Source organism: Pseudomonas sp. On1, assembly GCF_033783325.1.
Genome location: NZ_JAWPOA010000001.1, coordinates 88,332 through 111,288, shown reverse-complemented (window position 1 = coordinate 111,288; position 22,957 = coordinate 88,332). Strand labels below are relative to the sequence as shown.

36 protein-coding genes are annotated in these 22,957 nt (G+C 55.4%); 32 read left to right on the top strand and 4 right to left on the bottom strand.

What is annotated here, in order from left to right; genetic code table 11:
• The first annotated feature begins 89 nt into the window (after positions 1–89).
• From R5C80_RS00590 to R5C80_RS00515, 17 genes are all read left to right on the top strand, one after another.
• A complete protein-coding gene (locus tag R5C80_RS00590) occupies positions 90–485 on the top strand; it encodes a response regulator (RefSeq protein ID WP_209419025.1) in 396 nt (131 codons plus the stop codon).
• Between the two features lie 75 nt (positions 486–560).
• Complete coding sequence (locus tag R5C80_RS00585; protein ID WP_272837712.1) at positions 561–1,016, top strand: hypothetical protein; 456 nt, start codon at positions 561–563, stop codon at positions 1,014–1,016.
• Between the two features lie 147 nt (positions 1,017–1,163).
• The gene (locus tag R5C80_RS00580; protein WP_209419029.1) at positions 1,164–1,406 is read left to right on the top strand and encodes a hypothetical protein; all 243 of its coding nucleotides are present in this window, start codon (positions 1,164–1,166) and stop codon (positions 1,404–1,406) included.
• A gap of 130 nt (positions 1,407–1,536) precedes the next feature.
• The gene (locus tag R5C80_RS00575; protein WP_209419032.1) at positions 1,537–1,917 is read left to right on the top strand and encodes a WGR domain-containing protein; all 381 of its coding nucleotides are present in this window, start codon (positions 1,537–1,539) and stop codon (positions 1,915–1,917) included.
• A 91-nt stretch (positions 1,918–2,008) separates the two neighbouring features.
• On the top strand, positions 2,009–2,410 hold the full coding sequence (locus R5C80_RS00570; protein WP_209419034.1) for a hypothetical protein: 402 nt from the start codon (positions 2,009–2,011) through the stop codon (positions 2,408–2,410).
• Between the two features lie 73 nt (positions 2,411–2,483).
• On the top strand, positions 2,484–2,801 hold the full coding sequence (locus tag R5C80_RS00565) for a hypothetical protein (RefSeq protein ID WP_319049666.1): 318 nt from the start codon (positions 2,484–2,486) through the stop codon (positions 2,799–2,801).
• Positions 2,802–2,916: 115 nt separating this feature from the next.
• Positions 2,917–3,633, top strand: a complete 717-nt coding sequence (locus R5C80_RS00560; RefSeq protein ID WP_209419039.1) for a hypothetical protein — start codon at positions 2,917–2,919, stop codon at positions 3,631–3,633.
• Positions 3,630–4,085, top strand: a complete 456-nt coding sequence (locus tag R5C80_RS00555; protein ID WP_319049665.1) for a hypothetical protein — start codon at positions 3,630–3,632, stop codon at positions 4,083–4,085. The genes R5C80_RS00560 and R5C80_RS00555 overlap by 4 nt, the downstream gene beginning before the upstream one ends.
• Positions 4,082–4,492 carry a helix-turn-helix transcriptional regulator gene (locus R5C80_RS04925; protein WP_010792699.1) on the top strand — a complete coding sequence of 137 codons (411 nt, stop codon included), beginning with the start codon at positions 4,082–4,084 and terminating at the stop codon, positions 4,490–4,492. The genes R5C80_RS00555 and R5C80_RS04925 overlap by 4 nt, the downstream gene beginning before the upstream one ends.
• Positions 4,493–4,544: 52 nt before the next feature.
• Positions 4,545–4,748 carry a hypothetical protein gene (locus R5C80_RS00550; RefSeq protein WP_209419041.1) on the top strand — a complete coding sequence of 68 codons (204 nt, stop codon included), beginning with the start codon at positions 4,545–4,547 and terminating at the stop codon, positions 4,746–4,748.
• An 11-nt stretch (positions 4,749–4,759) separates the two neighbouring features.
• Positions 4,760–5,446, top strand: coding sequence for a hypothetical protein (locus tag R5C80_RS00545; RefSeq protein WP_319049664.1), 687 nt, complete (start codon positions 4,760–4,762; stop codon positions 5,444–5,446).
• Positions 5,447–5,458: 12 nt separating this feature from the next.
• Positions 5,459–5,686, top strand: a complete 228-nt coding sequence (locus R5C80_RS00540; RefSeq protein WP_010794241.1) for a hypothetical protein — start codon at positions 5,459–5,461, stop codon at positions 5,684–5,686.
• Positions 5,687–5,798: 112 nt separating this feature from the next.
• Positions 5,799–6,719, top strand: a complete 921-nt coding sequence (gene rdgC / locus R5C80_RS00535; RefSeq protein ID WP_010794240.1) for a recombination-associated protein RdgC — start codon at positions 5,799–5,801, stop codon at positions 6,717–6,719.
• A gap of 45 nt (positions 6,720–6,764) precedes the next feature.
• A complete protein-coding gene (locus R5C80_RS00530; protein WP_010794239.1) occupies positions 6,765–7,010 on the top strand; it encodes a hypothetical protein in 246 nt (81 codons plus the stop codon).
• A 6-nt stretch (positions 7,011–7,016) separates the two neighbouring features.
• Entirely contained in the window at positions 7,017–7,721 is a 705-nt protein-coding gene (locus R5C80_RS00525; protein ID WP_319049663.1) for a hypothetical protein, read from the top strand.
• The gene (locus R5C80_RS00520; protein WP_021263417.1) at positions 7,718–8,164 is read left to right on the top strand and encodes a hypothetical protein; all 447 of its coding nucleotides are present in this window, start codon (positions 7,718–7,720) and stop codon (positions 8,162–8,164) included. Before R5C80_RS00525 ends, R5C80_RS00520 begins: the two co-directional genes overlap by 4 nt.
• A gap of 86 nt (positions 8,165–8,250) precedes the next feature.
• Positions 8,251–8,757: a hypothetical protein gene (locus tag R5C80_RS00515; RefSeq protein ID WP_319049662.1), complete on the top strand. Its 507-nt coding sequence runs from the start codon at positions 8,251–8,253 to the stop codon at positions 8,755–8,757.
• Positions 8,758–8,781: 24 nt separating this feature from the next.
• On the opposite strand, the gene R5C80_RS00510 is transcribed toward R5C80_RS00515, so the two are convergent.
• Positions 8,782–9,099, bottom strand: coding sequence for a hypothetical protein (locus R5C80_RS00510; RefSeq protein ID WP_319049661.1), 318 nt, complete (start codon positions 9,097–9,099; stop codon positions 8,782–8,784).
• Positions 9,100–9,103: 4 nt separating this feature from the next.
• Positions 9,104–9,280, bottom strand: a complete 177-nt coding sequence (gene csrA / locus R5C80_RS00505) for a carbon storage regulator CsrA (RefSeq protein ID WP_010794235.1) — start codon at positions 9,278–9,280, stop codon at positions 9,104–9,106.
• A gap of 265 nt (positions 9,281–9,545) precedes the next feature.
• On the opposite strand from csrA, the gene R5C80_RS00500 reads away from it, so the two are divergent.
• Positions 9,546–9,872 (top strand): hypothetical protein, encoded by a 327-nt coding sequence (locus R5C80_RS00500; protein ID WP_010794234.1) that lies wholly within the window; start codon positions 9,546–9,548, stop codon positions 9,870–9,872.
• Positions 9,873–9,919: 47 nt separating this feature from the next.
• On the opposite strand, the gene R5C80_RS00495 is transcribed toward R5C80_RS00500, so the two are convergent.
• Complete coding sequence (locus tag R5C80_RS00495) at positions 9,920–10,279, bottom strand: histone-like nucleoid-structuring protein, MvaT/MvaU family (RefSeq protein ID WP_057382964.1); 360 nt, start codon at positions 10,277–10,279, stop codon at positions 9,920–9,922.
• 38 nt (positions 10,280–10,317) lie between these two features.
• Between R5C80_RS00495 and R5C80_RS00490 the strand changes: the two genes are divergently transcribed.
• The 4 genes from R5C80_RS00490 to R5C80_RS00475 all read left to right on the top strand — a co-directional run bounded on the left by R5C80_RS00490 (position 10,318) and on the right by R5C80_RS00475 (position 14,349).
• Positions 10,318–11,505, top strand: coding sequence for a replication protein (locus R5C80_RS00490; RefSeq protein WP_319049660.1), 1,188 nt, complete (start codon positions 10,318–10,320; stop codon positions 11,503–11,505).
• A gap of 1,219 nt (positions 11,506–12,724) precedes the next feature.
• Positions 12,725–12,913 carry a hypothetical protein gene (locus R5C80_RS00485; protein WP_319049659.1) on the top strand — a complete coding sequence of 63 codons (189 nt, stop codon included), beginning with the start codon at positions 12,725–12,727 and terminating at the stop codon, positions 12,911–12,913.
• Between the two features lie 708 nt (positions 12,914–13,621).
• Complete coding sequence (locus R5C80_RS00480) at positions 13,622–14,020, top strand: hypothetical protein (RefSeq protein WP_209419058.1); 399 nt, start codon at positions 13,622–13,624, stop codon at positions 14,018–14,020.
• A complete protein-coding gene (locus R5C80_RS00475) occupies positions 14,017–14,349 on the top strand; it encodes a hypothetical protein (protein ID WP_209419060.1) in 333 nt (110 codons plus the stop codon). The genes R5C80_RS00480 and R5C80_RS00475 overlap by 4 nt, the downstream gene beginning before the upstream one ends.
• On the opposite strand, the gene R5C80_RS00470 is transcribed toward R5C80_RS00475, so the two are convergent.
• Positions 14,346–14,624, bottom strand: a complete 279-nt coding sequence (locus R5C80_RS00470; RefSeq protein ID WP_272837725.1) for a hypothetical protein — start codon at positions 14,622–14,624, stop codon at positions 14,346–14,348. The two genes, R5C80_RS00475 and R5C80_RS00470, sit on opposite strands and share 4 nt — an antisense overlap.
• Before the next feature lie 187 nt (positions 14,625–14,811).
• Here R5C80_RS00470 and R5C80_RS00465 point away from each other — a divergent pair, with 187 nt between their 5' ends.
• From R5C80_RS00465 to R5C80_RS00420, 10 genes are all read left to right on the top strand, one after another.
• A complete protein-coding gene (locus R5C80_RS00465) occupies positions 14,812–15,447 on the top strand; it encodes a hypothetical protein (RefSeq protein ID WP_319049658.1) in 636 nt (211 codons plus the stop codon).
• On the top strand, positions 15,444–15,806 hold the full coding sequence (locus tag R5C80_RS00460; protein WP_209419066.1) for a hypothetical protein: 363 nt from the start codon (positions 15,444–15,446) through the stop codon (positions 15,804–15,806). Before R5C80_RS00465 ends, R5C80_RS00460 begins: the two co-directional genes overlap by 4 nt.
• An 8-nt stretch (positions 15,807–15,814) precedes the next feature.
• A complete protein-coding gene (locus tag R5C80_RS00455) occupies positions 15,815–16,279 on the top strand; it encodes a hypothetical protein (protein WP_019437330.1) in 465 nt (154 codons plus the stop codon).
• Between the two features lie 384 nt (positions 16,280–16,663).
• Positions 16,664–17,077 (top strand): hypothetical protein, encoded by a 414-nt coding sequence (locus R5C80_RS00450; protein WP_209419070.1) that lies wholly within the window; start codon positions 16,664–16,666, stop codon positions 17,075–17,077.
• 147 nt (positions 17,078–17,224) lie between these two features.
• The gene (locus tag R5C80_RS00445) at positions 17,225–19,057 is read left to right on the top strand and encodes a PRTRC system ParB family protein (protein ID WP_319049657.1); all 1,833 of its coding nucleotides are present in this window, start codon (positions 17,225–17,227) and stop codon (positions 19,055–19,057) included.
• Positions 19,058–19,090: 33 nt separating this feature from the next.
• Complete coding sequence (locus R5C80_RS00440) at positions 19,091–19,585, top strand: PRTRC system protein E (protein ID WP_319049656.1); 495 nt, start codon at positions 19,091–19,093, stop codon at positions 19,583–19,585.
• An 11-nt stretch (positions 19,586–19,596) separates the two neighbouring features.
• Positions 19,597–19,809 carry a PRTRC system protein C gene (locus R5C80_RS00435; protein WP_010792614.1) on the top strand — a complete coding sequence of 71 codons (213 nt, stop codon included), beginning with the start codon at positions 19,597–19,599 and terminating at the stop codon, positions 19,807–19,809.
• A 105-nt stretch (positions 19,810–19,914) separates the two neighbouring features.
• Positions 19,915–21,291, top strand: a complete 1,377-nt coding sequence (locus R5C80_RS00430; protein ID WP_319049655.1) for a hypothetical protein — start codon at positions 19,915–19,917, stop codon at positions 21,289–21,291.
• Positions 21,292–21,300: 9 nt separating this feature from the next.
• Entirely contained in the window at positions 21,301–21,993 is a 693-nt protein-coding gene (locus R5C80_RS00425) for a hypothetical protein (RefSeq protein ID WP_019437335.1), read from the top strand.
• A gap of 3 nt (positions 21,994–21,996) precedes the next feature.
• Positions 21,997–22,818, top strand: coding sequence for a PRTRC system ThiF family protein (locus R5C80_RS00420; RefSeq protein WP_319049654.1), 822 nt, complete (start codon positions 21,997–21,999; stop codon positions 22,816–22,818).
• The last annotated feature ends 139 nt before the right edge of the window (positions 22,819–22,957 follow it).

The window sequence follows — 22,957 nt, the reverse complement described above, 5'->3', positions numbered from 1 at the left end:
TAGCAAACTGACTTCACTGGATTATCAGCAACAGACCGGCGAACATTCGTCGGTCTTGCCATTGATGGCACGTAATCCCGAGGACCCCTATGAGTAATCTATCCCCCTTGCGAGTCATGCTTGTCGATGACTCCCGAACTATCCGAAAAACGGGCGAAGTCATGCTCGCTAAGGCAGGATGCGAGGTGCTTTGCGTTGTCGACGGGTTCGAATGTCTCGGCCGAGCTCTGGACTTTAAACCAGACCTCATTTTCATCGACGTTCTCATGCCGCGGCTCAACGGTTACCAGACCTGCCAACTGATTCGTAGCCGGGACAGTTTCAAGTCAGTTCCTGTGGTGATGCTTTCGTCGAAGGATGGCCTGTTTGACATCGCCTTGGGCAAAAAACATGGCGCAACCGACTACATCACCAAACCGTTTACCCAGGACGATCTACTCTCCGCGGTAAGGAAACACTGCCCGCAATTTGAACCTGCGGTTTGACACCACTCAGCTGGTGGCACCCCCTAACGCATTCAAGAATGGCTCCATTGTTCTTCAATAAGGAGCCAAAACGGAATGTCGAGCAACTCGCGTTTATATCCCTACCACCCGATCTCGGGTGATCGTCTGGCCGGCACTTTTGAAGTGATCCCAGCTTGGGTACCCCGTGAAATCCACAAGACAGGTGACACCATTACTCTTGAGGACGGTAGCGAAACCCTAGTGAACTGGAATGGCCAAGAGCTCCTGCAGATCAACAACCAGTTGGTCCTGGTGACTGAAGGTGGAGATACCTGCCTGACGAGTGAGGCCATCTGGAGTGAGCAGGACACACAGCACATCGAAGTCTCCCTGCCTGGCCCGGCGTCCTCCTACCCCACTAACAACACCCTCATGCATGCTTACGTGGATCTTCATGTTGCGGCATCGTGTGCACTCCATAATCTGCAGCAAGGTGACATCGAGGGCGCTTTGAAACAGCTGCAAGGGCAGTTGAACGCGATACTCGACGTGGACCGGCTAACTCCATAGTCACAGTGACCCCGCTTCGGCGGGGTTCTCATTTTCCGGCTGCACCTTGAAACAAGACTCAGCCTGGTTATACCTCTGCTCATGCCGGACAGGTTGGCCCGGCGAAAGCCCAAATCAGAAATGTCGGTTTAGCTAAGGAGCTACCACATGATCACCGAGTCTTTCCTCCGCGTTGCATTCATGGCCATGACCCTGTTTGTAGTGGCCTGCGCTCTCACCACTACGCTCATGTTCGGTGAGGGCACCACCCTCAATCCGATCGCATGGTTCTGCATCGGCAGCCTTTGGATGGCGTTCATCCTTTTCGCGCTCCTGGTCGCCTGGGCCACTCATCTCCACCGCGCCCACCGTAAAGGCCACCGGGCTCCGGATCTGGCCCCAGCGGTGTAATTCCCCTCCATCTCCGGCTGAGTGCACCAGGGCCCTTCTGGGATTACTCAGCCGGGAGTCTCCATTCCAAGCCGAGCTTCTGGCACCTCACTGAACGAAGGATCATCACTCCCATGCAACGGGAGCCCGCATGAGCCTGAATCAGACCCACAACTACCTTTGTCAGCAAGGTAGCTCCAATAAGTTCTACACCTTGATGCTCAATTCCACCTCGGGTGGTTGGGTGGTCCTCTCGCATTATGGCCGTGCTGGGACAGCGGGAACACAACGGGTTGTAAAGTCCCAGAGCTCCTACTTCGCGGCTCTTGAGGCATTCGAGGCAGCTTGCAAGAAAAGGCTTGCACGCGGTTACGTGCTCGTGGGTACCGCTACGGACGCCCCAGCAGAAAAAATTCAACTCAAGTCAGAGATGGCTGCTGCGGATCAAGCAGCAAGGCAACAACGACTTGACCAGCTCAAGGCCTTGCCAGTTCGGGCCGTTGAAATCGATCCAATGCGTCTTTGGTTGTAGTTGGGCTTCGCAACTGCGCGCCCCACTGCTTTCGCTACTACCGCAGCATTTCGGCTGATAGCCTTGGCGTATCGTGAATGAGAGATACACCATGACCAACAGAGGCTCGACCCTCAATGAGCGCATCGATCAGCATCTGAATGCGCTACGCAACACCCCTCACGGCCACACCTCAGGCCGCTTCCTATCATTCGTGGATATTCCCGGCGACAGTGAAGGCAACGTAGAGGGTCCTGATCACATCCTCCGCATCCTGATGAATGACGTCGGGAACACCGTCGGTGAAGACTTCCTCAGCAATGTCGACTCGGTCCCTTTGGAGCAGTTTTGCCTCATGTCCGTAATTCGAAATGAGGGCACCGGCGGGATGCTGCGCTCCTTGCTCGACAGCTTCATGTCCGCATATGCCAATCCCGCTACCTCTGATGAGGCAATCGCCATCCTGAAGCGCCTCGAAGAGCTCAAAACTGTGCCAGTTCCAGCCTCCAACTAACAGGTTCTGGCACACCTCTTAGGACCACATCCTGCTCCTACAACTCGGGAGCGGGACACTCAAGCTGGCTCCTATGGATCTCAGCCCCGCGAGTCAATCAACTGCAGACGAGCATGAAGCCATGAACGAAATCTTCGAGTGGGTGGGTACGATTTGCGGAATCACCGGGGCGGCATTGATCGCTAGTAACGTTCGCTTATCCCCTTGGGGATGGTGGTTGTTTTTGATTTCAAGCCTGGCCTTGTGCAGCTACGGCCTAATCGTAGGCGCTTACGGGATTCTCCTACTCAACCTTTGCTTCGTCTTGACGAACCTGCTTGGCATTGTGCGGGTCTGGCTGCCGTATATGCGTTCGCGTGGTCGGACCGTCCACTCCGAAATCCACCACTGATCGAATGACACTCCCTGGGCGGCGTACCAAGAATTCGTAGATTTTTGAGGCACGCCGCTTCTGCCACTCGAAACCTGCACTTCCAATGGAGCCATCTTCAGAGGAGTGCACCAGCATGAAAAACACACGCTCTATCGTCCGGGCCCCACAGATGGCCCTGGATTTCAGCTTTCAGCTACCTACTCACGTTTCCATCAACAGCAGATCTCCAGCGCTGGTTCGCGCTGAAGAGGACGACCAGGTCCACGCGCCAAGTAAACGCAGCGCCGGCGCAGAACTTGGTGACATGGTGGTTGACGACCGCGTGCTCTCCCAGGGGATCACGACCTGGCGAAATCTGATCGATTTCGCAATCCGTACCGGACACACCGAACTCTATGAAAGCGAGGATGGACGACAAGGTCTCCGTCGGCCGGGTTTCCGGTATGCCCCAATTTCCCGGCTGCCGGAACGCGCGCCGGAGTATGTGAAAGACGTGCTCACGGGCCGGCTCGCATCCTACTTGGAGCAGAAGAAGCTGCAGCTGACATCGGCAAGGGTTGCCGCGGACGATACCTTCAAGGCCCAGGTGGTGTTGGAAAGCTCAACCTTCCAGATCTCGATCTTCGAAGGACGAAAGCTTGATTCGACCTGGTCGTTCAAGCTTATGGATCTCCCGAGAACACCAGGACTGCAGGCCGACGATGAGGAAGCACAGCTGACATTCGTCGCCAAAAGGATCAAGCGCATCCAGCGAGAGGGCCGTATCGCTGGCGGAGACGCTCGACTGATCAGCAAAGCAGTCATTCGAGCTGTGGAATCGATCCTCAAGAACATCGAGGTATCGAAATGACCACATCCACTGTCAATCACCAGGTAATCCAGCATCTCTTGGGGAGTGGTCACCCAGATCTGAGGTATGGCGGAGTAACCGCCGGTCTGGTCGCGATCGCGGCCGAGGAGGTTGCAGGTCAACTCCTTGATTTCGGATTTCGTCTCCATTCGGCTTTTCAAGATGGGTTGGCTGTAGTCCAGAACTACTACGAGCCACGTTCCGGCGCTTACATTCCAGACGTTGGGCTCTCAATCGGAATATTTGAATGCAAGGGATCTCCAACCCTGAAGGTGATGCTCAGGGTAGCCCCACCCTCTGCTGATATGCCTCCCGGGCCGGATGGTCTATTCGATCCAGCAATACGAGTACGGCGGGTTTGGTTTATGCCGCTGAATGATGCTGCAAGACCTTCAGACCTGGTTGAGTACCTACGCAAGTTCCCTGGCCAGAGCTTGAGGGCTGCAGCATGAGCACTCCGAGTCGCCCGTTAGTAACGCCTATTGACCTGGCTGCACTCCGTGAGGCTTTTCGGCTGAGCCAGCAACAGGTAGCCGAGATTCTGGGGGTTCATCGAACCACCGTAATCGACTGGGAGAAAGGGAACCAACCCAACTGGCTACACTTGGCATGCCTGGGGATTCCTACAACCCTGGTGCTTCGCAGCGCAGTGTCGGCGCTCACTGCCGAGGACCTCATTTCAGCCCGCGGTTACTTGAACCTCGAGCAGGCCGAGCTGGCATGTCACCTAGGTGTTCACGTCCGAACGGTCCGAACTTGGGAGAGCAAAACTCCTCCCACCTGGTTACCGATTGCGCTCATCGGCCTTTCGCTGCAGTTACAGGCCCCCTTCTGGCACGCCCGCATCGCGACAAAATGAGCACAGCCCAAAGGCACTCCGCCAGCGGTACAGCGAATAGGAATTCAAGAGCATGATCACCCTCAGCACCCCAAATGGCCCAACCGTTCAATACGCCTGCACCGATATTGCAGTGGCCATGATGGACTTCGCGCGGACACACATGACTGGCTACCTGGTCCAGGCGATCGAAGACCCAGAGGCCAAGTTCGGCATGCGCTTCGAAGCAATCCAAATCAACAACGAACTTACCTCCACCACCATCACCGTGCACTGAAGGACACCGAGATGACACTGGCAAAAACCACCAGTTCGACGTTTACGGTTGACGTCCTGGGGGACCAAAAGGTGCCTGGTGACCTGATTCACCATGCCTTGATGCAATTTCTGGCTGACTTTTCCATCAAGGTCAACGAAGTCAGTACCCGGGAACTGGGTGTCGCTGAGACCTTGCTCAGCTGCGCTGAGCACGGCAGTGATCCCTCCTTCTTTGGTCTGCAGGTCGATTCTGAGCGGCTGGACGAGACGATCCATACCCAGCTCGAGCGATCGGTAAATAGCTCCCTCAATGAGGGGGTGTTGAGCCAGATCAGTTGGGTGCTGGCCCACCGGGGCCCCGACGCTGCGCTGGACATTCTCGTTGAGCTCGAGATGGCCACAAATCATGCAGTAAGCAGCCTCGGCAAAGTGATGATTCGCGAGGTCTCTCTTTGGGTAATGCTCGAGGACAATCGACCTCTGTCGTTGATCTGGAGCCGGGCCACCATTGATGAGTATCAGAAAGCTCAGTTGGCGACGCGAAACGATGATGTCGACATCGATAGCCTTTTGACTGATGTGATCCTGGACCTGGTCGGTCAGACCGGAGCCACTATCTGCAACCGTACGGTATTCGAGCGGGTGCAGTGGCTGGCACAGACCATCGGCCCGGAAGCCGCAAATGGTGTACTCGCTGACTTTACCCTTCTTACCTGACCAGGAGTCCACATGGCTCGCATCACTTTCATGACTGATCGAGTGATCAATGGAAAGAAAAGCTACCACGTGACGAAGGATGGCCCGTGTGTAGCCACCATCTACTACGTCGACAAGGCTGCTCTCAATGAAAGTGGCGGCGGGCTTAACCGGCCTCATTGGGTCCTGAAGCATCTATCAGGAAGAGTCGATCGGCACCCCTCCCTTGCAGAAGCGAAACTCGACGCAGCCAAGATCTAGCCTGTCGATGGCTTCTTGGGGACACTGATGAGAATTCCAGCCATGTTGGTTGAGTTGAACTGATCAGTGCCATCGTTACTCTGGCTGCCTCCCCTGATAATGAGGCAACCCCATGTGGTTTAAGCATCTGCTTGCGTACTCCCTTACCCAGGACCTGCAACTCACCGCGGAGGTTCTCGAACAGGCATTGAAAGGCAAGCCTGCTCGCCCCTGTGAGAGTCAGGAACTCACTACCTACGGATTTACTGCCCCTCTGGGAAAAGGGCCTGATGCGCCGCTCGTGCACGCCAGTCAGGGCTTTTTCCTAGTAGCGGCGAAGAAGGAAGAACGCATCCTTCCCGGCAGCGTGGTAAACGATGCGGTCAAAGAAAAGGTCGAGGAAATCGAGACTGCGCAGTGCCGGAAGGTCTACAAGAAAGAACGTGATCAGCTGAAAGACGAGATCATCCAGGCTTTCTTGCCACGCGCGTTTGTGCGCCGCTCCACCACGTTCGCTGCAATTGCTCCAAGTCTGGGGCTGATCCTGGTTGATACCTCCAGCGCAAAAAAGGCGGAGGACCTCCTTTCCACACTCCGCGAGGTCCTGGGGTCCCTTCCTGTGCGCCCGGTCAGCGTCAAGGTCGCCCCAAGCGCTACCCTCACTGACTGGGTTAAAACCCAGAAGGCCGCCGGGGACTTCTATGTCCTGAGTGATTGCGAGCTTCGTGATACCAACGAAGACGGTGGCTCCGTCAAATGCAAAGCTCAGGATTTGACCAGCGAGGAAATCCAACTTCACCTGTCCGCGGGTAAGCTGGTCACCCAGCTGGCGCTGGCCTGGTCGGATAAGCTGTCTTTCATCCTCGACGACAAGATGGCCATCAAGCGTCTCCGGTTTGAAGATCTCCTACAGGATCAAGCAGAACAAGACGGCGGCGAGGATGCCTTGGCCCAATTTGATGCCAGCTTCACCTTGATGATGCTGACTTTCGCCGAGTTCCTACCGGCGCTCTTCGAGGCACTAGGTGGTATCGAGGTTCCACAAGGCGTCTAACCTAGAATGCCCATCGATCGATGGGTATTTCTCCAGGAGCACTGAATGTTCAGCCCCAAGCAGTTCGCAATGAACCATCTCGGTACCGACGAGCTACCTGACACCCTAGCGATGGAGCAGGTACTGGACCTTCTGCTAGCTGCCCATACCGCAGCAGGTGATCAGCGTTCTGACCTCGACGAGACTCGAATCAGAGATCTGCGCAAGGCACTGGCTGACATCGAAAGCGCTACCAAGGACCCGGTCTCTGCTCTAGTGGCAATGCGGGCTCTTACCAACGATGAGGATTAAGAGTCCATGACTCAAGACGTCACCAGAAACCTGTGCGCCCGGCCTGCGCTTGAGATCATTTCCAAAGGTCGCACGGAAACCACCACCTGGTATCAGGTGGTTCAAGGACTGAAGGTCTTATTCAATTTCGCCGGTATCGATGTCACCGAGTGGAAAGAGGCAGAACCGGACATGCTCGAACTGAGGCTTGAGCGTGACGATCAATCCTCGATTATTTGGTTCAAACCCCTGGAAAGGGGTGTCACCGACATGCCGGTTTTCCCTGTGATGGTGGGTGCGAAGTTCATGGCATGCAAACCGTCCGCCACGCCGCACGACGACTGTGAGATCACCTACTTCTACTTACCTTGGGAATGCACGGCACAGGATCTGATCGATATCGCTTTCGGCGAGGTCACCTACCCGTGGATCGAGTCAGTCCAGAACTTCTCAGCTGCATACGATATGTCCGCTCCCATCGAGCGCTTCCCTCGGTGTGCCCTCGTCATGCTGATGGACAGCAGCACGAAGGGGGATCAGCGTGGGTCGGTCTACTTCAAGCTCTGGCATCAAACCGAAAACTCAGTAGAACTCCTTGATCTAGAGCCTACCAACAGCCCTTTTTCAGCTGCAGAGCAAGCGAAGCAGCTTGGCCACTTCCCAACCGTCTACCGCTGCCACAGCGGTTGCATCGTCCCATTTCTACCCACCAGCGGATTCGATTTCCTATGAACATGCGCGCGGCCATTGCCGCACTTCTGACTCTTAGTCCCATGGCAGCCGTCGCGGCGGATCTGCTTGAGTTCAAGAACCCGATTTCTTCGGAACTGCGTGTAGAGGCTATTCTCTGCAAATCTCCAGAGTCGCTTTTCCTGCTGTACGAAGGGAGCACGCTTGCGATGAAGGGAGGCGGACAGAATGCGTTCCAGTCCTACTTCCAAGCCTCCGCCACGGCTCTGGAGAAAGCTGGCGAATGTGTTCTGGAAAAGGAACCGCAGAAGGTCAAGGTGACGGCTATGGCCACACTGACGAACCCGCTCAAAATGCCCGCCGGCGGCAAAGTCTACGGTCGGTTCAACATGAAGGGGCTTAACCGTGATGTGTATGCAATGTCGGAGGACCTGCCAGGGCTGACCGCCTACATCAACAAGGCGGTGAATACTGCCGACAAATAGCAACTGAAAATCGATGCGTACTTGATCATTTGACGGGTCCGCACATTTACTGCCGCGCCTTCTATCCGCGCGGCTGCGAGGGGAAATTGAAAGTCTCTGCACTCCTTCATCGCTATAACGATAGCGTTGAGCGCCGTCAGTCACATGCACTCCAGCTCGACACCCAGATTCGACGGTTGGAATCATCCACCCGTCGTTCTGGTGGTCGGCTGGAAACCAGGCTAAGCCTTGCTCGTCATCGAAGGGACAACCTTGATCGAGAGCATCGTGCTGCAGCTGACTGGAAAACGACAGTCGCGGTACCGCTATTCAACATCCTGTCAAAGCAACTGGGTCGGTACTACCGCGGAACCATCCTTGCCGGGGACACAGCAGATTCGTTGCGAATCAGCTTCCGCCTGGCCCCTGATACTGATCAGATGATTGGCCCCCGGGCTCTCACAATCACGATGCAGCCGGAGGGTGCGCCGCTTAGGCTCTCGATCATTCGGGCCGTATGTGATGAGCATGGCCGGTGGCACGAGGAACACCTCACCTCAGATACCCGTATCGCTGATATGGCGTCTTGCATGATGGAAAAAGCCCGGCAGTGAGCCGGGCTTTTTTGTCGAATTTCTTCAGTTTGGTGCGGGCTCAGATTCCACCCACTGCCTTACCGCTGGGATGCCATAGGCGTCTTGTTCAATCGAGTAGACGTTGGTAATCAGCTCACCTGGCTGCTCTACACACCCTTTTTCCGATGTGCATATCTTGGGGGCCTTCTTCTCGTATGGCTTTTCCTGGCGGCACTCTATCGCTGACCACTTCGCCTTGCAGACGTAGCCCTCTAATTTGAGGTCCTCGACCAGGTTACGTGTGGTTGAGCTCGGGTTCTGAATCCACCCCGCGGCGCACCCAGACACCAGAACTGCCCAGATGATGAGAGAAGAACGCATCGGATTACGGAGCAACATTTTCTTCCTGGATACGCTGATAGATCTCTTCGCGATGGACTGGCACATCTTTCGGGGCATTGATTCCCAAGCGAATGTGACCTTGATTGTTCGCCACCACGGTTACTGTGATGTCATCACCGATGTTGATGGTTTCGCCGACGGTACGGGTCAGGATGAGCATAGGGCACCTTCTTTGGTGGTTGATCCATGGCTCACCTTAACGACTGAATAGTCCTGGTACCAGCGAAGAGAGGGGGCGGATTTCAGCACTGCATTTTGACTTGGATTCATCCGCCCACTGGTTAATCTCGGCCAGTCATCATTTGCCGGATCAGCATGTGAAGCAGGTAAGCCCCCACAAACGACTGATACTCATCGTGAGTTTCGCAGCCTCTATCGCGGCTACGATTGGTGCGATTCACTACAGCCACACAACGCCAGGCGCGATGCCGGCTACCACCTCCACAGAGTCCAGCGATGAGATCGTGAAGGCTTCAATTCAGGAGGATTTTCTGAAGGCCCCCGCCAAGTTCGACCTCACCACGGCGGCCAAAAGGCTGTCGGACGTTACCATCGAGGAGGGCTATCACATTTGCTCTCCTAAGGACGAGATAACGGCAGATCAGTACATCGACATCTCGCGCATGCTGGACACACAACGCTCCCATGCCGTCGAGTTCAAAAAAGCGGTTGATCTCGCATTAAGTGCACCGGATGGCGTATCTGATTGCACCTTCAGGGTGCTGACGCTGATCGATCGAGCAACCCCGTGAAAGGAAATGAAAAAGGGGCCTCAATTGGCCCCTCGGTCACTGGCAGCTTACTGTGCCCAGCCCTTGACAGTATCGGCGCCCCACTTCTCCTTCCACTCCTTCAGGGTTTTGTGGTTACCACCTTTGGTTTCAACCACTTCCCCGGTGTGAGGATTCTTGAAGCGCTTCAGCGTGCGAGCTCGACGAGTACCTTTGCGATCGACTTTCTCTGGCACTCGCCGGTCTGGATCAAGGATGGCGATGACGTCCTTCAAGCCTTTTCCGTAGGAGCCAAGGAGCTCATTCAGCTTCCCGTTGAACTCGGCCTCGGATTGGTATCCAGGGCTATTGATGATCTCTTCTCGTTGCTTTTGAAGCTCCTGGAGCTGAGCTTCAATCGCTGCAACCTGCTGGACTTTCGAAACCATTCTGTACCCCTTCCTGTTGTAGTAAATGGCATGCCGCTATGGATGTAATCGAATCACAGAACGACTTGCTCACAGGCCTCGATTGTAATTCGCAATCCCTCTCGAGGAAAGAAACGGGAGTCGTAGCCCGTTTGAATAGCATCAGAAGCAAAGCTACTGGAAAAAGAATCCAGGAGCCTGCGTCACCATCAACGCTGCCCTTGTTCTCGGCATACCAGATCACTCTCGATGATAACGATCTGGGAAATCTGGTGAGCATTTACGATGCGCTTCCTCGGTTCGCATGGTCTGGGAAGACTGTACGTTCAGTCGCCGAAATGACTATTGTTAAGGAAGGTACGATTAACGGGGAGCCGTTTCGTGTAATTCTTAAAGCCGTTCCAATGCAGAAGCGGCTCAAGGTGGATGGCAAGCTATCGAAGCAAGTAGAAGATGTTGGTGTTTTCCCCGGCGCTCGTGAGGAGTTCGTTGAAGAAGCGCTTCGCAAATTTTCAACTCAAGGCAATGCCAAGTTTAACGAGGCTGAGTGCTCAGTTCAATTTACTCTTTATGAACTACAGAAAGAGCTTCAGTCGCAGAAGCATACTTATACGTACGCAGAGCTCCGGGAAGCCTTAGAAATCCTCAGCGAAGCTCCACTTACTATCCAAACACGGACGGCGGATGGCGAGGTGATTGACATTAAATCGACCTATCTTCCATTCCTGGCTATCCGTAGTAGAAATAAAAGAAGCTCCGCATATGTGCAGCCCTCTCCGGATGACGACCCTGAGAGTTCTGTGCTTTGCAAAGCTGTTCTTCACCCGCTTATTTCAAGAAGCATCGCAAATGGTGATTACCGGCTTTATCAATACACCACATCCATGGGGCTTACGAATGGCATTGCTCGAGTCCTATATAGGATGCTTTCCTTCAAATGGCGAAACGCATCTCCAAGCCATCCGTTTACCTTTTCACTGGTAGACTTCTTATCTAACACAGCCCGAGGTCTTTCAAACCGCATGCCGGAAGACTTTCGCGCGATGAACATTGCGTTGGAGCAGTTAGTTAAAGAAAAGGCTATCCAGCGTTACGAACACACCAAAATTGCGAAGTCAAAGGGGAAAGGGGCAAAAGACTATACTTACAAACTCTGGCCGACTAACGAATTTGTTTCCACTATCATCAAAGGGCATCAAGCTGAAGCTCGCCGAGAAATTCAGCTGATGGCAAAGCGGGCGCGCTGACCTGCGGTCTGCCGGCAGCCCACCTGCCGGCACCTCCACCGAACCTTCCACTACTCAGGTTTAGTCCACGTATCTCCCCTAGGACCTTCTGGCACCATTTCTTCTCATAGACAATCTGCCTATCACTCAGGAGGTAAGTAGATGTCGGCCGAGCCATCCCCCGCACAAACAATTGCCAGTGCTCGCGAATGTGGAGCGCTAGCTCCCTTAAACCGCAAGAAGATTCGCGCTCAGTTTGGGTTGGTGGATGTGATCACTGCAGACCATGTCCGTAGGGCGACAGCCCTAGTGCTGGAACGTATTCAGGACTATTACGAGGTTGTCCAGTACACCGGACCTGGCTACGTATATGGCCGCGTGGACAGTGAATGGCCATCCGCCCTCTACGCAACACCAACGTTCAACTACATGGAAGGGAAGTGGAACCATACGGAAATGACGCCAACTCATCCGATCTGTACCTCAGAGCGGCTGTTCAATGAAGCGGGCTGGCTTTGTCTCGACACTGCTGGTCGGGTTGCAGTGTATGAAATGTGCCTTGAGGTCCCTGAGGCCAAGATGGTCTTGGAGCAGGCCCGATATGCAATCCTGAGCATGTGCAATGACCGCGCGTTATCAGAAACGGATTGGAGAAATTCACGACGCAGGATCGGTACCCGAGGCATACGCAAACTGCTCGAGCGATTGGGCTCGGTACTTCACCTAGTCAACATTGGGATAGGGGCAGTCAGACCGGTTGTTATGGCTCCCGGTTCGACTCTTGCCGGTCTCAGACACATTACCGACTGGTCAATGGGATCTGAGTCAGGTCGAAAGGCTGGCCACATTAGTTGGTAGCCAAACCTCAGTGCATCCCTACTGAGGTTTGGAGCATGATTTCTCTTCTATTCCCCATTCCTGGTTTTGATCCACTATCACTTCCAGGCTCATCGAGCACTGAGGTTTAGTCCACGATTGATGTTTGGTCAGCCTTGCGGGCCAGCCCCGGCGCACACTGAGGTTCACCCCACGATATTGGCCTGGACCCGCGCCAGGCCAAGGTCGCACACGAAGGCACCATCCATGATTCTGGCCCCCGGCCTGCCCCAGCTCCCGGCGTACACCGAGGCTTCGCTCATGATTTGGACCCGCGGCCTGGCCAACGGCGCGCACGAAGGCTCCCCCCCTGATTCTGGCCCCGGCCCTCAACCCACCCGAGGCTTACACCGAGGCTTCGCCCATGATCTGGACCCGCGGGCTGGCCAACGGCGCGCACGAAGGCTCCCCTCCTGATTCTGGCCCCGGCCCTCAACCCGCCCCCGGCTTACACCGAGGCTTCGTCCACGATCTGGGCCTGGAGCTGCATCCCGGCCGCCACCAGCACCGAGGCTTCGCCCACGATCTGGACTTGGACCCGCGGCCAAGCTAACGGAGCACACGAAGGTTCCGTCCATGATTCTGCACCGGCCCGCAGCCCGCCCCCGGCGTACACCGAGGCTTTCCCCACGATCCAGTCCCGGGCATGTAACTCAATCCGTGCGCACATGAAGGCTCCTACTACTCAGGTTTCTCCCACGATTCCCCTTCTTTCTCGGCAGCATCACGTATGCAGTACCCAACCGCATAGATTCCCCAGCGTTGGGGTCCACCGAAAGATACTGAGGTTTACTCCACGATCCCCGCTGCTCCAGCGATCGATTCCTGATCTGCTCAACCGGGCCAATCCGTCCTAACCGGTTTATCCAGTAGTCAGGTTCACTCCACGGTTGTACTGAGGTTTGCTCCACTCAGGGGTTTTATGGGGTACTTATCTACAGGGCTAGGGTCGATAAAGCCGCTCGGCTACTCAGGTTTCCTCCACGTCTCGGGACGGCATAGTCAGGTCTGCTCCACGATTCGATTCTATACAGTGAAGGTTTGGTCCACGATTCTCTTGATGCCGGCCAGGCATAGTGAGGATTGGCTCATGATTCTAGGCAGGTTTGCCTCACGATTCTCCGCTCAAATCCTTGTTTTTAAAGGGATTTGTCAGCCTCTCCTATATTCTTCCTTTTTCCTTATATTTCCTTTGTCTTGAGGGTTCTGGCACAAGCAGCATCATGAGGGAATCCACCTACCAATTCAGGAGGTGAACCACATGCCCAACAACAGCCAGAACTCCCTCACCAGCCGGGCAAAGACCTGGCTTTCTGCTCCACGGACTCTCGAGGAAATTCAGGACGCACATTTGAGGCTGGTCAAGAAGACCCAGAAGGATAAGTCGATCGACCCGCAGGACGGTCGAACAGCTCTCGAGGCACTGATTGAAGGGTACGTGGACGCTGGCGGTGAAATGTTCGATCTGTACCAAGCACCGGAAGCGTGCCAAGTGGCCCAAACCGAAAAAGCGGCCGTGACGACGTCCTCGGTGATAGATCTATCGCCGCTTTGTCCTGACGTTCAACCAATTCCACCTTTGACCATGGAGGAGAAAGCCAAGGCAATTCAGAACATCCGAGCAATGCTTGCCCGGCCGAGCCAGGTGTCGGCCCAATGAACGCTCTAGGTCAAGCTCAGCAATGGCTGCAGAGTGAGCTGCCATCGCCAGATGAAATCAGGCAATCCATCGACAACCTCTGTCATCAACTCGCAGGTTGCCGAAGTCTCGAGGGACAGAAGGACTTACAAGCCGCGATACAATTGCTGATGAAGCAATTCGGGGAGAATCCTCCAGAGGTGTCACTCCCTGACGTTCCCGCGCCTACAGCTCAACTCGATATAGGAAATCTCATACCCGATGAAGATGGGGAGGAGGCTTCACTGACCACTGAAGAACGTCGAGCTCGCTTCAACGCGCTCAAGGATAAGTTGGCAAGACCGTTTTAGGGTACGGCCTGCTTTCGCCCTTTGAGTGGCTCCGCCGGCAAAGCAGGCACCACCTCCGCATCGACGTAAATGTCTGCGTCGAAGAAAGCGACGACTTCCTTTAGCTCAGGTGACCGAAGGAGATCCGCTAACCCAGGATGGTTATTCGTGATCGTCTTCCAAGCGTCCTTCTTACGGTTATCGGGCAGTCCTGTAAGGCGCACATACCTCTCTCCAGCTTGCACCGTGGGCACAGAAATCGTCGTAAGCCAGGCCATTTCTTGCGGAGTGCTCATGTCCCCTCCTCTACGAAAACTTCGACTCTGACAGCCCGTCAGCCGCATTCAAGCCAATCAGCAAGCCTGGATTTCAAGCCCGCGTTTTGGCGTGAATCCATATGCTGGATCGTTAAAATCGTTCTGGATTCGGAAACCAACAATCCAGGAGCGGGCAATTCCGCCCTGGCACTCGAAAAGGACCACTATGCGAATCATCACGCTCGTTCCTCTCGCTGCTCTGGCCGTAGCCTTGTCGGGTTGCGCTAACAAGGAGTTGCAAGAGACCTCCTACAGTTACGAATCGACGGCTCACTCCGGAACTGTCCAGGTTGTCGAGCGTACTGATGGCCCTTCGGATCAGTGCCCCAAATTTTGGCGGGATGGAGAGCCGTATCAACCGACCGGGCTGAAGCAAATGACTGGCTTCCGGCTGAAAGTGAATCTCCATAGCGGCTCGGATTCGAGCCACGGTCAGGACCTGGATTTCGTTCTGCCTTCGAACAATGGGCATCATGTAGTCATGAAAGACTTTCAGAAGGAGCGGTCTTGGCTGCTGGGTGTCGACACAAATGGGCTGGTGAAAACAGGCGAACTTTTCCATTACCCCGAAGGATTCTTCATCCGTGCTGCAAGCCCTCAGATCTCGGACAACACGATCAGCTTCTGCCTCGGGGTGGATCGGATGTACGTACCGCAGGCTGACCTGAACAGCAGCACCAATCCACTGATCCGATTGGATCGCTTGAATATTCGGTTTGCCGGCGAGAGTGGTGAGGTCGTTCGGTATGAGTTCGGGACAGTTGATCCGATTCGGGTGACCGTGTCTGCGGAGGCGCTATGACCCAGCTCACCGCGGCGACAAAGTCGGTTCTGCGATTTGGGGGCAAAGCACTGGCTTGCCCGTTCAGCAAACTGACTGCCAAAGAGCTTCTGGAGTACATCCTGGGCTACTACGAAAGTTTGCACCCAAGCTTCATCCGCATCGAGTACCCGCTAGGCAAGGAAGAATTCCTCTACAACATCCTGAAGGACGGCTATGGGTTGGCACCAATTACCAGCTGGGGGCCTGCCCAGGTGGAAGTATTGGAGGTCGCAGCCGAAGACCTGAAAGCGACCCCCAAAGACCAGCTGGATCATGACTCGTTCATGGAACAAGCGGCCTGGCGTCTCATCACCCGCACCTTTGCTGAAAAACTGTGAGGACCTCAGTGATCAAGCGACTTCTCCCCCTGCTTCTTGTAATTGCTGGCAGTGCCGAGGCAAGCCAGGCTCAAGTTTCTGTCATCGTGGGCTCCAATGAGCCGGAGGTGTTCATTGTGCCGTTCGACGGCCAAGCTCACGAACTGGACATCCGTGATTCTCATCGTTACCACGCTGCATTTGTCGACCCGGCGACAAAGCGCGAAATCTGCCGTGATGGTGAATACAAGACGGGGCTTGTACTGAAGCTGCGTTCGCTTCCGATCGAAGGAACTGAACAGCCGATCGAGGTGTTGGGGATGGTTTCCTCTCTCAGCGCCATCAATGACGGGGCAAAACTCAAGTGCGGGACCAATCAGGAGGTCAAGCTGACGAACACCGCCTTGTCTGACACTGTTCGGTTGCAGCCCAACAAGACCAAGCCAATGGTCATAGACGGCAAATGGACCGTCCTGCTCAAAATGCAGCGGTGACCTAAACGGGAGGGAATCGAGATGACTTGGAGCTATTTGCGTAGAGACTTCCTCCCTCCTCTGGCCATCTGCACTTTTTGTCGTCGGCCATTGCACAGTGAAAAGGGCATCGTCATCACCGATGAGGACGGTACCGAAGCATTCGCTGGCCCCAGCTGCGCTAAGAAGCATCTAGGGCAGCCGGAAGAGCGGCTGCTTGATGTATCTCGGCTGGCCCTACTGGTTGTGGCTGACGAACCAGCGCTGCACTACGAATCGGGCCCATCACCGGCATGTCCAACTCCAAAGATAGGGGCTGGAACATCACCAACGTCTAGTCCACAACGCCCTCCTCTCCCGCCAATAGACGAGGTAGTGCAATACGTTCGCCTCCGATGTGAAGCAATGAACGGCTTCAAGTTCGCTGTATCGAAGGTATTGAAGCTGGCTCACGAGGAGCACAAACAAAGCGGAGAGATCGAAGATGATCTCCGCAAGCAGATCGGCGGCGCCATGCGTAACGCGGCGGCCAACAAATCGGTCCTGAGCCCAATCAACGTCAAACGCTGCATTGGCCTCAACCACTGGCTGGTGGAGGCTGTTCAGCACACGAATAAGGATCGACGCGAGTTCCTGGAGCAGATGCAAGCGCACCTCCACCGTTTCTGGATGCTCACTCCAAAGCAGATGGCCGCGATAAATCGTTGGGGCGAGCACATCCGGAAGCGAATAGACGATTTCCCGCTCCTCGATGAGGAAGCGTTCTCAGGCGTCATCCTTCCCGAGTTCATGCAACGGAAGCCATCCAGCCGCCGATAAGTTCAACCCTCCATATCGGTTTGGAAGCGGGGACATCAAAGCCCAAACCGCTAGGCCCTGCCCTGCGGAAAATAATTGCGGCCCGGTTCTGCCACACACCGACACCCCTGAAAGTTTGCCCATCGCAAACACACAGAGGCACTCACCATGACCGCCGTGATTCAGCACATCTCCACCCATGACGCAGCCTCCGCAGAACAGGCCGATATGCAGCATGTAGCTGTTGCCCGCATTCGCCGCAACCCTACAGTCGATCCCCGTAAGGGCCGGAACACCGCTCTCTACTCTCAGATCAAGGAGAGCATCCGTCAGCATGGGGTACAGCAGCCGATCATCATCCGCCCGGTTGATGAGCCCGAGTTCGACTATGAGGTGGTTGCAGGCAACACCCGCTGGCAGGCTTCCGTCGATCTGGAACTCCTGACAATCCCAGCGATCATCCGTGACCTCACTGAGGCTCAAGCACGGATCATCGCGGCCATCGAGAACATGCAACGTGCGGATTTGACCCCGATTGAAGAAGCACAGCATGCCGTTGTTGTTCTGGCCGACTGCGGCAACGATCACACGGAGGTGATGAAGCTGCTCGGCTGGTCCCGTACCCGCCTCGATAGTCGGATCATGCTTTCCCGCGCCTGCCCGGAAGTCCGCGATGCTCTGCTACAAGGTCAAATCAAGATCGGCCACGCTGAATTGCTGTGCCGTCTGGTGGAAAGCGAGCAGGCACCCATCCTGGCCAAGATCATCGATCAGAATCTAACGGTTAAAGACACCCAGGACCGGCTCTTTACGATTGCCCGCGATATCTCGTCCGCTCGCTTCGACACCAAGGACTGCGCGTCGTGCCGCCACAACTCGGCGGCTTACGTGGACCTGTTCGCCACCTCAGTAGCCGGTGCCAAATGCCAGAACGCCACCTGCTGGAACCAGAAAACTAGCCAACTGATCGAAGTCAAGCTCATCGAGGCCCGCGACGAATTCGGGGTAGTGCATACCGACCTGACACTGCCAAAGGACGGCTATGTCCAACTGGAAGCGAAAGGGCCGAATGGCGTTGGTGATAGCCAGATCACGGCCTGCCTGTCCTGCTCCAACTATGGGGCCGTCGTGAGTACCACTGCGGGTCAAGAAGGGACCGTTGCAGGAGGCTACTGCTTCAACCGTAACTGCAACAAGGACATGCGTGAAGCCTACAAGGCCGCACTCGCAGAAGCGGCTGGGCAGCAAAACACCCATGAGCCGGCCAACAATCACTCGACTGAACCGCTGTCCAAAACTACCTCGGCCACCACTCCGGCATCGAAAGAAGCTGCGGGCAAGAGCAAGGACAAGCCTGCACAACCGCAGGCGTTGAAGAAGTCCATCCGCCGTGAGGCATTCAACCTCTATGGCCAAATGGGTTCCAAGGCAGTTCAAGGCAATCGCAGGCTCGCTTTGGCCATCGCCGTCGTCAGCATGTACCTGGAGATGCGCAGCAGCTTGCCTCACGAGCTGGCCAACCGGATCAAGAAGAAGCTGGGCATGCCTGAAGCCATGCTGGACAGCAGCCGCTGCAATGTGGAGGTAGAACTGGCCAAGCTGGAGGAGTCCGAGCTGCTGGAGCTGCTGACCAATCTCGCCTCCTGCACCACCTTCCGTAACGATAGCGCCGACTCTTTCGAGAAATCGCTGCCGGGTAGTCAGTCGATTGCCTACATCAAGCATGAAGGCATGCAGCCGGTTGAATATTTCCAGATGAGCGAGAACTACCTCAAATCTCTTGTGAAAGCGGGAATTATCGCGGACTGCAAGCGCTCGGGATTCGAGGCTAAGTACAACGAGGTTCACGGCGACAAGGCTTTCGTCAAGCTCTCGACCGAGAAAACAGACACCCTGATCAAAGCGGTACTGGAATTCAAAGAATTCTCTTGGTCCGGGTATCTCCCCGAAGCATTTGAGATTTCTGTTCAGGCCGGTTCTGGCACACGTCGCTCGGCCTAACAATAAGCTCATCGAAACCAAGGAGCCGCCCAAATGAACACCTTCTTCACCGCTATCAGCCAGGCGCTGACCGACAGCAACAAACGCATCAACATCGACGTCTCCGGCCTCGAAGGAGGCCGTGTGAAAGTGGTGCTGAGTGCGAACATCGGCCCCACTCCTGCAAAGGCTTCCGAAGCCGAGATCAAACTGCGCGCAGCCATCGCCAAGCCGATGATGCTGTCGGGCACCCCGGAAGAAGTAGAAGCCGCGCTGTTCGAGCGTGTCCGCAGTCATGCGGAAGTAGTCAACCACGGCATGTCCGCCTTGGACGAAATCCGCAAGCTGAGCGAGGCGGCAGTGCAAGCAGCGAAGCCTGCTCCTAGCGCACCCACCGCCGCGAAAGGGAACAGCGCTGCTGCAGAGGACGACAGCGACGATTCCGATCTGGAAAGTGGCTCTGAGCCGGCAACCAAGCCGTCCACCTCCCCAGCTCCGTCCCAAGCGGCGGCACCCGCCCCCTTCGCCAATCTCGCTGAACGATTCTGAGGAGCGACACGATGAGCATCGCAATCGTCACCCTGGACCGAGTGTTCCGTTATGCCGGGCGCGACTTGGACGATCCCGATCCGAGCATGGAGCCGAGCGACGTGCTGAAGCACTACAGCCGCCAGTTCCCACGATTGGTAGGCGCCAAGATTGTTGAACCTATCTCTGAGGGCGACCGCTATGTCTATGAATTCCGTGAAGCCAGCTTCGGAGACAAGGGTTAAGGACGCCCTCTCCACCCTCATGGCGTGGGCGGACGGAGACTCCTCCGCCCGCTCCGTCCCGACCAACCCCGACCACGATCTATCCAACGAACAGTTGAGGCGGCTATGGGCGCTCTTGAACTCTCCAGCTTCTCCCGGAACTATCAATTCCCAAGTTCCGCGCTGAGCCCTCTGGCTCTCCCGCAGGTCACCACGGCCATGCGGGAGGCCCATAGCCGCGCTTTTGGCGAATACAGCCACCTTGTAGATCGCAAGAGCCATGCTGCCTTCTGTCTTGATGCGCACGAAGGCGGCCTGATCGGTGACAAGGAGTTGGATTGGCTCAACGCCTATCCAAACGACTATGGCTTGCACCTGGTCACCAACGAGGTGATCGGGGCCATTGAATCCCGAATTGGGTTCTCAAAGGTCGGGCTGATTCCTGGAGTCAAGCGACGTACCAAGCTCATTGGATTCCCAGCGTACGAACTCCAACCCGCAGCGCAAACCACGCTGGCGTGCATCGAAGCAGGACTCTTCACTGCTGAGTCGGTAGAGGACTTGGTCGCCCTCGGCCCCAACTGTGCCTACCACCTCATGCAGAAGGTCGAGCAAAGCCTTGTTGATTTGGCTACTGCCGATTGCCCGGATGTGAAGAATTGGCTGAATTTCGGTGTTAATGGGGCAAATTTCTACATCAGCGCCAGGTTTTTCAACCGCTACGAGTTGACTTTGCCATCAGAGGACTGCGAGGAATTCCGAGAGGTAGCAGTCTTCCTGTTCAAAGCACTAGACGCCATGACCACCTACCTTGTTCATTTCCACACGCCTTCCAGCTTCATGGGTGTTTACAGCTACGACAACCATGGGCTGGCGGACGCTTATGGCGCAATTAAGGAGCGTATCCAGAATTCTTCTTTAGATGAACTCATAAGCTACTTAATGGAAACCCCTGAGGATAAGTTCCCTTTTGAGTCATGGATGATGGGCATAGAAGGGGACGACCGCGACCAGGATTGCATCGAGAAGGTTGCTCACCAACTGAAAGAAATGGATGGTCTAACCCGCCGCACGCATTTCACGTTGACCCACTCGGAAAATTCCAATCACCCAATCGAGATACAGGAGCTGATCGATCAGGTTCAGGATTCAATCAACGCAGGCAGCAAATTCAAGCCCGTACTTGAGGTCATAAAGGACGCTTTTGCGCTTTGCCTTACCTACGCACAAGCTGAAAGTCGAGCGATAAGTGAGCACGAACTTGAGAGTTCTGCAGAAGAAGGGGTAGGACTTTTCGAAACGCTGGTTGTAACGATACGCGGAGAATATGAAGACCTTGAAGAGGAAGCCTGCAACGGGTTCGATGAAAGAGTGAGCGGAATCGGGGGGCTGGAGCTAACCCTTCCTCTTGATGCGAAGCTTCTGGCACAACAAACCATACCGATAATTAGGAAAACCAAGCAGTGCGTAACGCTGCTCAGCCGCCTCACCCAAGCTCTCTAAGGAACGATCATGCTCAGTGAAAAAGTCGAATGCCGCGCCATGCTCATCCATCGCCACGTCGAAACCCATCGACTGGATATCACCAGCCATGAGGTCCTGCCACTGGACGGGGGGAAAACCTTCACCCTTGGTGCTGGCCGAGCCTTTTCGAGCCTGGACAAGGAGGTGCTGATCGACCTCCTTCGTGAAGAAGAACCCAGCATTGAGTTCCTGCCTGAGAACCTGCTGGTGCGGGGCCGCAACAAATTGGTGTGGTACACCGCTCCCCAGGTGCTGGAAATCCCGTTCCGTGGCGAGATTATCAAAGCACCAATCCCCGGCCTCATTTACTTGGCTGGCGGTGTGCTGCGCTGCTATGCCTACAAAGGCAAGAGCCGTCCGACGCCGGAAACTGAACTGCACTTCGCTCCGCTGGGCAATACCTATAACAACGGCACATTCTGCTCCGGTAACGTCAATCTGCCGCGAGAAATCCTGATCGAGAACATCCCCACCTGGCAGCGTTTTGTCTTGGAGAGCACGAATACTCACGGCGGAGGGGTTACCCCCCTCAAGGGCATCAAGGACTTCAACGAGTTGGTGCAGTTCTACCGCGACCTTTCCGCCAAGCAAGCGAAGAAGTTCCCTGACCGTTGCCTCAAGCTGTCGGAAGTCAAAGGCAAGCCTCTGACCCTCAAAGCAGCAATCAATGGGGAGGGTTGAGTCATGGGGGCCGTTCAGAATTTGATCCCGGAAACCATCAGCTTCAAGACTCCAGACTCTTGGCTGTCGAGCGCACCACGAATTGTCGTCATCGGGGCTGGTGGGAACGGCAGCGAAGTAGTGGATTGCCTCGCCCAGTTCCATCACGCCATGATTTCGCTCGGGCACAAGCATGGCCTGCATGTCACCATCATCGACGACTCCGTTGTACGCGAACCGAATCTTGTACGTCAGCGCTTCTGGCCTTGCGACCTCGGCCAGTACAAAGCAATCAGTCTGGCCAATCGATACAACCTGCTGCTGGGGATGAAATGGGAAGGACTGCCCTATCGCTTCCCCTCTCGCGCAACTGATGACGCTATCCGCAATGCTGACCTCATCATTTCAGCAGTAGACCTACCCTCGGCCCGTGTGGCCATCGGCGCCTGCGAAGCGGTCAAACATAACTGCATGTGGCTCGACCTCGGGAATGGACACCGTCATGGTCAGGTGGTTTTTGGTGGTATCAACAAAGTCATGCGCGACCGTTTTCCGAATGTCCTCGATGCCTACCCGGAAATCCCCACTTTGAAAGATGACCACACCAAATCTTGCTCAGCAGCCGAGTCTATTCGTACTCAGGACTGCCTTGTGAACCGTGCGGTGACCACGGCAGGGATGGGCATCGTGTGGGAGCTACTGCGTAATGGTGAAACGTCCAAGCATTGGCTTGTGCTGAACTTGGGCACAGGAGAGCAGATGAGTTACCCCTTCCCTCCACCTGCGGCAAAACAGACAAAGGCAACAGGCAAGAAAGGGAAGGTATCGAAACTCAGAAAAGTGTGAGCTGGTTGTGGGAGACATACATGGCCTCCAGCGCAGCCTGTGGTGATACGTCGGCAGGCTGATCCGGGAGCGCGGCAAGTATCCGCTCCCGATATCCTGAGCGCAAATACGCCGTAGTACAGCGAGGGCAGATTGTGAA